A 7,938-nucleotide genomic window follows, 5' to 3' on the forward strand; every position below is an offset into this window, starting at 1 on the left:
GCCACTCCTCGAACGTCGTGAATTGATCCGAATAATGAACGCATCCTGAGTGGTTCTTTCTTCTCGTGACAGATCTGAGTGATTTTTCTCGCTAGCTCTGACTTATGGGTAAGAGACAGGACTGAAGTCGTGGGGAGCTGACCAAAAGAGGAAGCGAACGGAACGACCCACGCAACAGTCACTCGCTTTCGGAACTGAACTCGTCAGGATCGAACTCTTCGAGATCATCGTCCGAATCCGAGGACGTCTCCTGCGTCTCTGATGGTACCGGGACGTCACCAGTCGTTGCCCCCGTCTGTTTTGTGTTCTTATCTTGGGTGGTATCGGTCGAAGCTTCGGCTGTCTCGTGAGGTGTGTCGGTAGACGCATCCTCGGCGCTCTCCAGCGATTCGACGGCTTCAATGACGGTTTGTTGATATATGTCGATCATCTCACCGTATTCGTCGCGGGCCATCCGACCGTACTTGTTCGCCTCATCATCAAACGCGTCGATGCGTTCAAGCGTGCGCTCGGCAGTCTCGATCACCCAGCGATCGCGAGTGATCTCATCGACAATCGTCAGGTGTTCAGGGCGCAGCGAGACATTGACGGTGCCATCGTCGGTTTCGTACGTGCGGGGTTTCCCAACCACGGCGACGAATGCGGGCGGCTCGGTGTCTCGGAGCATCCCTGCCGCTTCGGGCTGATATTGGCCGGCGTAGACGAAGAACGTCCCCGTTGGGTCAACGATACGACCTTGCCAGTATTCGTCCTCGCTGCCCACATCCTCAGTTTCGGTGAGTGTGCCGACGACAAAGACGCGGTTAGCCTTCGCACCGGTCGGCAACAATGCATACACGGGGGCCCGGTCGTCGTCGGACTCGCGAAACGTGTAGGTGGCGTCATTGAACTCGCGGGCGAACGCTCGCTGGGCCACTTCGCGCATTGGGGCCTGACCTTGACTCATCTTAAATCGACCTCGCGCGGGTGAGAATAGCCGTAGGGTCGCCCACGTTTTCAACCCGTTCAACCTCATTCGCCAACACGTATCGTCCGAAAACCGGGCCAGTCACACGGTAGTAACACCCCAGCGTTTCATCGCGCAGCGTGTCGGCGACCACGCTCGTGTCCAGTGCGTCCATTGCCATCTCCTTGGCGCTCTCCAGCGTGAGGTCGCTTACCGCCTCTGTCATCTCTTGATTGAAGATGACGTCTTGGACCGTGTCACCGTCATCGAGAACGCCCTTAATTCGAAGGTCGAACTCACCGTCACCCTCGCCGTGCTCCGAGCAGCGCCCGTTCTGAAGGACGCGTGTGCAGTCGTCTTCAGGACATCGCTTGATCATCCCGCTTCCGCTCTGGATGTCCACAAGAGCGCCCGTCACCTCGATCTCGTTATCACCGACCTCGATATCCCGATCAATCTCCTCGACGGTGGTGGTGCGGTTGAGTTTCACGGAGTACTGGCCTTGATACTCGTCAGTGACGACGTTGCCAAGGGAGTAGACGCTGCCCTCGGCGAGTGCGGGCAGATCGGATTTGGCCCATTTGGTGAACTTGATCGTGCCCGTTTCGTCACCGAGCAGGCCCACCTGTGCGATGGCGTCACTCCGAGGATCCCAGAGGTCGACCACTTTTGCAGTTACGTCGACCCACTGATCAGGCTCATCGATGTCGGCCAGATCGACCTCTTGATTATCACTCTCGAGATCGTTGCGATCGATGTCGTTTTCATCGAGATACGTGCTGATAATGCTTCGACGTGCCTCTTCGAGTGGCACCTTGTACTCTTTGACAAGCGTGGTGAGACGGTCTTCGATATCGTCGGATGCGACGTCGACAGCCTCAGTGAGCTGGTCAGCAATCTCCTCAGCCTGTTGGCGTAACTCAGATTCGGTCATGATTGGTCCATCTCCGCCTCGTGTTCGGTGGGAGATGAGTGAGATTACTGTACCCTTAGTCTAAAAGGTATGGCAACCGGGTCGAAAGTGAAACCGCCGTTCGAGATCAGAATCAGCTGCGAACTCCCGGGCGAGAAACGCCCGGAGTGCGTCAGGAGGCGTCTCTTCGAGTATGTCCTCTGTGTCGCCTATATCTGGAAACACAACGACTAGTGGTCCGTCAACTATGGACTGATGGATTCAAAGTTCTACGCTCTAATACAAGATATCAGACATTTCTCTTACGGTGTGCGAGATACAGAGCGCGTATCTTGCACGGCATCATTCGGGTGACACCGGCAGAGTGTCGGATACAGGCTGTTGAGTAGACGCGTTGATCGTTCAACACCGTGTTCCCCATCAAGACCTAGGGGCTGAACGCCCTCGCTGTACGAACTCGGTGGACAATGGTCTCTCGGCACGTGCATCCTGCCGTTCGAACATCGTTTCTATCAACAGAATTCTTTTGTCTCCAGGGGACCTCTTGTGTGTATGACTTCTTCTACCCTCTCACCGGCCAGGGTGCTGGAGGTGGTCGACACGCTCGGGCCTCCCAATACGCCATCGCTCTTCAGAAGCAGATTGTTGGTCGAGGATAGCTGCCGCTAGAAATCGTAGCGGGCAAGGGTGACGCGTTCGCGTCACCCGATATGTTCCCATTTGAATTGCTGAACTCGGAGGCGAGCGCCGCGAACCTGCTGGAGCAGGTTCGCTGGCGAGAGGGCCTCCAGTGCCCGCGCTGCCGGTCTGAGTAAGTGGTTAAACGCGGCAGCTACCGAGAATATCAGCGGTATCTCTGTAAGGATTGCGACCGCACGTTCAACGACAAGACCGGCACGATCTTCGCGCACGCGAAGATCGGCCTCGATAACCTCCTGTTCGCGTTCTACTCGTTGCTCCGGTTTAACACGAGTATCCGTCAGTTAGAGGCTGAACTCGGTGTTTCCTACCGGACGCTTCATCAGCGCGTCGAGCAGTTCGCCAGAACGCTCGACGCGCCAACCTTCACTCTCGATGGTCCGGTCGAGATTGATGAGTTCTACGTCTCTGCTGGGAAGAAAGGCCGCGAGCGCGACCGCGTCGCGCTCGCGTGGCCTCTCGAAACGTGGACGAGGAACGTACACCGAGGACAAACCGCCAGTATTCACGCTCGTTGATCACGGAAGCGATCAGCGATACGTCGTCCCGGCGAAATCCGCCGACGAATCGACTGTGCGACTTCTCCTCGGAAAACACGAGGAGGAGTCGTTCACGGTCTACACGGACGGATTTCGGGCCTACGACCCGCTAGAAGACGATGAGAACTTCCACCGAGAAGCAGTGATTCACGGAGATGGTGAGTACGTCGATGGAGACGCACACGTGAACACCTGCGAGAGCCACGCGTCGCTGGCGCGACGGTGGCTCTCGCCGCATCGAGGTGTCTCGAAGGACAAACTGACAGCGTATCTCAGATCGTTCCAGCTCCGACGACGAATCCTCCGAAAACCAGGTCGAAAAGCACTCAAACAAATCGTTCAAGCAGTTCTCTGAGTCACCAACAATGTACTTCACAAGAGCGATTGTTCTATTCCCTCCGGCGTACTCTCGCCGGGGATTTTGTCCGGCAAGGCACTGGCCCATGGAGAGGCACTGTCTCGTCCGTCGGTCGGACGAGATGGGCTGACTCACACCGCTTTAATTCAGCGTGTTCTCAGGTGTTTCGCGGGTGGTGAATCCACCTCGGAGGGACACCGTCACCGTCCCGCTGTTTGGGGTCGGCCTACGACGACCAGAGACGCTTTTGGCCTCAGTGCACTACTATGACAATAGTTATCAACGCTACTAAGGCTTGCGATTATGTGGCGAAACCGTCGCAAGCAATCGACGGCGGTTACACAGATAGCGAACGCGATTCCTCCCGCGCCTGAAGTCGCGGGTTTCCTGCTGTGGTACCTATGAAGGTCGTTGCGTGGTCGTTGCTCCCTCATTTTTGTGAAACAAAGCATAACAGCCATTTTCGTGTAGCGTCCTGTACGATTATGGATGGGGAGCGGAAGCCGACACTGACTGAAGCAACCGTCAGGGAACTGGCGCGATCCAAATCGTACGAGCGGGGGCAATCCTACTACGAACAAAGGGCGGTCAGCGACGTCATTCGTCGTGATGAGACGCTCCAGGCCGAAGTCATGGGAAGCCAGTACCAGCCCTACCGGGTAACCATCGAGTTCGACGACGCCGGTATCGCACGGACCGATTGTTCCTGCCCATATGATCACGGCGGAATCTGCAAGCACCGTGTTGCTGTACTGTTGACCTACATCCGCGATCCCGGCCGTATCAGCCACGAGCAAGCGATTACGGAAGTGATAGCGGACGCGGATCCAGACACGCTTCAGGACCTGCTGGTCGGACTCGTCGACAGTCGTCCAGAGATCGCCGAGTTGATCGAATCCCGTCTCGGCACGACACAAGATAGGACAGCAGCTGCAGCGCAGGTTTCCGTGAATCTGGACTCGATTCGCCGCCAAGCAAGCCACGCGTTGCCAAATCCCGGGCAACGAGGCCACGGTGATGCGTACGCCGAAGCAGAGCGCATGGCTGAGGAACTGGATGTATTGATCGAGCAGGCACGACGGGCTATCGAGGTTGACGACGGTGAGACGGCACTCGAAGTCCTCGAAGCAATCACCGAGGCGATAGTTGCTGGCAGATGGGCTGAGCTTCTTCCGCATGATGTCCCCAGTGTGTATGAGGTTCTCGGTGATCTCAGTGAGACGTTCACCGAAGCTATTCTCACGGCTGATCTGACCGAGAGTGAACAGGACGACTGGGAGCAACGACTCACCGAGTGGGACGACCAATTAATGTATTTCATGGGGGAGTCGACACTTGCCGCTGCCGCTGACGCAGCGGGACAGGGATGGGACGATGAACGGGTTCAACAGGCGATGCAGGGAGTCCTCGGCGAGAACGAGTTCTGGGACGAAGACGAACGCTGGTACGAAGAAGACATCATCGCTGCCCGCCTCGCCGTCCTCGAACGACGGGGACGTACTGAAGAATATCTCAACCTGGCGCAGGCAGCAGGGCAGTCCCTGGCCTATGCGAGGATGCTGGTACAGGACGGACGCATCGAGGAGGCCGTCGAGTACGGTATCGAACGGCTGTCGACACCGGGTGCCTTACTCGAACTGGCCAAGACACTCCGCGAGCACGACCGGACACAGGCCGCGTTGACGGTGGCCGAACACGGGTTGACAATCGAAGGATTCCAACAAGATGCGTTAGCAGAGTGGCTGCGTGACCGGGCAGTCAGCGTGGGCGATACCGAACTCGCGCTCGAGGCAGCCGTCACGGCGTTCGAGACCAATCCGTCACTACGCACGTATCAGGCCGTCGAGGAAACCGCTGGCGACAACTGGGAACCCATCCGAGCCGAGTTACTCGAGTTCCTCCGAACACAGGATCCAGGCCGTCGACGTGCCGGCCGAGTCGTGGAAGTGTTCCTCCACGAGGAGTTGTACGATGAGGCCATCGAATGTGCGGATAGAGTAGGCCATGCTAGTGTCGTTGAGCCAGTCGTTGACGCTGTTCTGGAGGTGCGACCCCAGTGGGCTATCAGTGCCTGCAAAGCCCAGGCCGAACCGATTATCGAAAACGGTCAGCACGACCGATATCGGACAGCCGTCCGCTGGCTTGAACGTGCAGGGCAAGCAGCCCAAGCAGCCGACGAACTCGACGAATGGCGTGCCTACGTGGAGGATCTCAGGGACGAACACTATCGAAAGTACAAGCTCCGGCCGATGCTGGACGAGCTGTTAGAAGAGCTGTGAACTACTCTGCCCTACCGCATTCAGGCTTGCCCAGCCCTCACTTGTTGCGGTGGGAGCTTCCTGTTTCTGTGTCAGAACGTGCAGGAAACGGTCCCATTGCGTCCACAAGAGCGACGCTCTTGTGCGGCTCATCAGACCCGATGGTTCTGAGGACGGTTCCAGACTCCGCAGGCGATTTCCCTTGACAGGCGGTTCGGAGTGTTCCACTCCTACTCGATGGACACTCGGCCACCAGGACCGATGCACGAGTACGGGCTGTCTTGCGAGCGTTTGAACACCAGACGCATTGTCGTGAGTGTCTTCCTACAATGTTCGAACGCGGAGGTAGTAAGGCTCAGCCGTGCAGTAACCAGAGACGGCGGGTGTATCCCCCCTACTCGCTCGCGGTGCTCGCTCCGTGAGGAAGGGGGCTTACCCGCCTGCATTCCAGCTAATCGGAATCTCATTGCCCATCAGGGATCGAAGTGGTAGATGTATGGATGATTCTCCGTGCCATCGGGCATGATTTCTTTGAGGATTTCCCGGACCTGGTGTTCGGTGGCACCACTGGCAATGACCTGCTCATCGTAGATGGCAATATATGTCTCGTTGAGACCCAATTCGCGGAGTTTCCGACCGAGACTTCGGGCCCGCGCTTTGCCAATTTCCTCGTGGTATATGGCCTCCAACTTCGCGCTCTGTTCACGGAGTGTCTCGATCTCCTCTGCGTATTGCTCGCGATTTCGCTTGTTTTTCATGTAAAAGCGGAGCTGTTCCGAAGCTGATTTCTCTGCTTCCTCGGGTGGTGGTAGCGACTCGATAATCCCGAATCGGTGTTTGGCCTCCTCGTACATGTCGTCGACATCCGACCCCTCGGTCAACTCGAATGTGAGCGATCTGACCATATCGAATCCCATCCAGCCGTCACTCACAATCTGTCCTCCGAACGGGAGCAGGGCAACCTCTGAAACCAGCACTGGGAGATCGCCTTCCGGCCAGAACGCAGAAAACGGCTGGTACACCGCCTTTACACCAAAGGCCCGTGGTGGATTCTCGTGATCGAGGAGGACAGCGTAGTTTTGCAAGTAGCGGACGACAACGAACTCGCCGAACTCGTAGTTTGTCCACTGCTCAACCTGCGTCAAGTCCTCATTCGAAAGGTCCGCCGGGTTCTCAGCTATGAAATCCGTGATTACCTTTTCTGTTGTCGTCTCGTAGAGTTGGTCCCGGATCGGCAGCAGCTCGCGCATCCCGTGCTGCTCGAGATCCGCGTACGTTTCGATGTCCCCGATCACGTTGAAGCGGTCATTGACGTAGAAGAGCAGGTGACCGTACAGTTCAAGAAAACGCTGTTCGCTTTCGAGTCCAAGCAGTCGCGGATTGTCGACCTCGTCCCTCAGCAGCGGCAAGGCTTCTTCCGCTTCGTCTTTCTCATCCAACTTGATCGGTGTGGCTCCAGCCGCTTGGAGCATCGCTTCGATCTCCTCGATATCGTCCAATTCCTTGAACGACTGTCCCTGGCTCTCCATCGCGTCTATGAACATCGACTTTGCCAAGCCCCAATTCGCGGGATCCTTTGCCGCCTCGACAATATCATCATCGACGTCGCGGACCCGATCTGCGAGGATATCGGCGTTTGCGAGCAGCCCGTGATCAGCAAGAAACAAGAAAAACGTCGTCAATACCGGGCCAACTGCGCGAAAATGGTCCTCGTCATCGGTGACCTTCGCGGGATACAACTGCGTACAGCACCACTCAATATCGCGTTCGTTCCAGTTCTCAGGCGGAATATCATCGTACGTGTACAGCAATTCCGCGAGTGTCGTCACGATGTATTCGGACTCCTGCTGTTGGTAGTCGGTCAATCGTTCGAAGTGGTCGCTCCGGGTGAAGTCGTGCCACCAGTCGGTGATCTGGTCGATGATCTCGTCCAATCGGTCATCTGAATACTCGGACCCCATAGCTGGTTCTTAATTAGAACCAACATCGCGCGCCACCTTGATAGTTGTGTCATTGACTAACAATCAATCCTCTGAGATGTGAGCGAAAGGATTCAAGTCCTGTCTATCACTATAAGCCTCCGACCAGTCCCAACGAGTGATCGAATGTCGCTAGTTGTCCACTCTGGCTCAAGAGACCAGTTGCTGACACGTAGTAGTCAGAATGAGGCGACTGAATCAGTCGCCTGATTCAGCCGCTGTCCGGATTGGTGCGTAATGAGGCTA

4 protein-coding genes and 1 pseudogene are annotated in these 7,938 nt (G+C 56.6%); 2 read left to right on the forward strand and 3 right to left on the reverse strand.

Annotated features, from left to right (window positions below; translation table 11 throughout):
* Window positions 1-178: 178 nt before the first annotated feature.
* Window positions 179-925, reverse strand: coding sequence for an RPA family protein (locus ACR3FF_RS24315; protein ID WP_458190713.1), 747 nt, complete (start codon window positions 923-925; stop codon window positions 179-181).
* A gap of 22 nt (window positions 926-947) precedes the next feature.
* Window positions 948-1,880, reverse strand: a complete 933-nt coding sequence (locus ACR3FF_RS24320) for a replication factor A (protein ID WP_458190709.1) — start codon at window positions 1,878-1,880, stop codon at window positions 948-950.
* Between the two features lie 689 nt (window positions 1,881-2,569).
* Here ACR3FF_RS24320 and ACR3FF_RS24325 point away from each other — a divergent pair.
* Window positions 2,570-3,452: pseudogene (locus ACR3FF_RS24325) on the forward strand (IS1595 family transposase).
* 488 nt (window positions 3,453-3,940) lie between these two features.
* Window positions 3,941-5,734, forward strand: coding sequence for an SWIM zinc finger family protein (locus ACR3FF_RS24330; protein WP_458190711.1), 1,794 nt, complete (start codon window positions 3,941-3,943; stop codon window positions 5,732-5,734).
* Between the two features lie 452 nt (window positions 5,735-6,186).
* On the opposite strand, the gene ACR3FF_RS24335 is transcribed toward ACR3FF_RS24330, so the two are convergent.
* Entirely contained in the window at window positions 6,187-7,647 is a 1,461-nt protein-coding gene (locus tag ACR3FF_RS24335) for a hypothetical protein (RefSeq protein WP_458190712.1), read from the reverse strand.
* Window positions 7,648-7,938 lie beyond the last annotated feature (291 nt).

Source organism: Haladaptatus ordinarius (genome assembly GCF_054177595.1).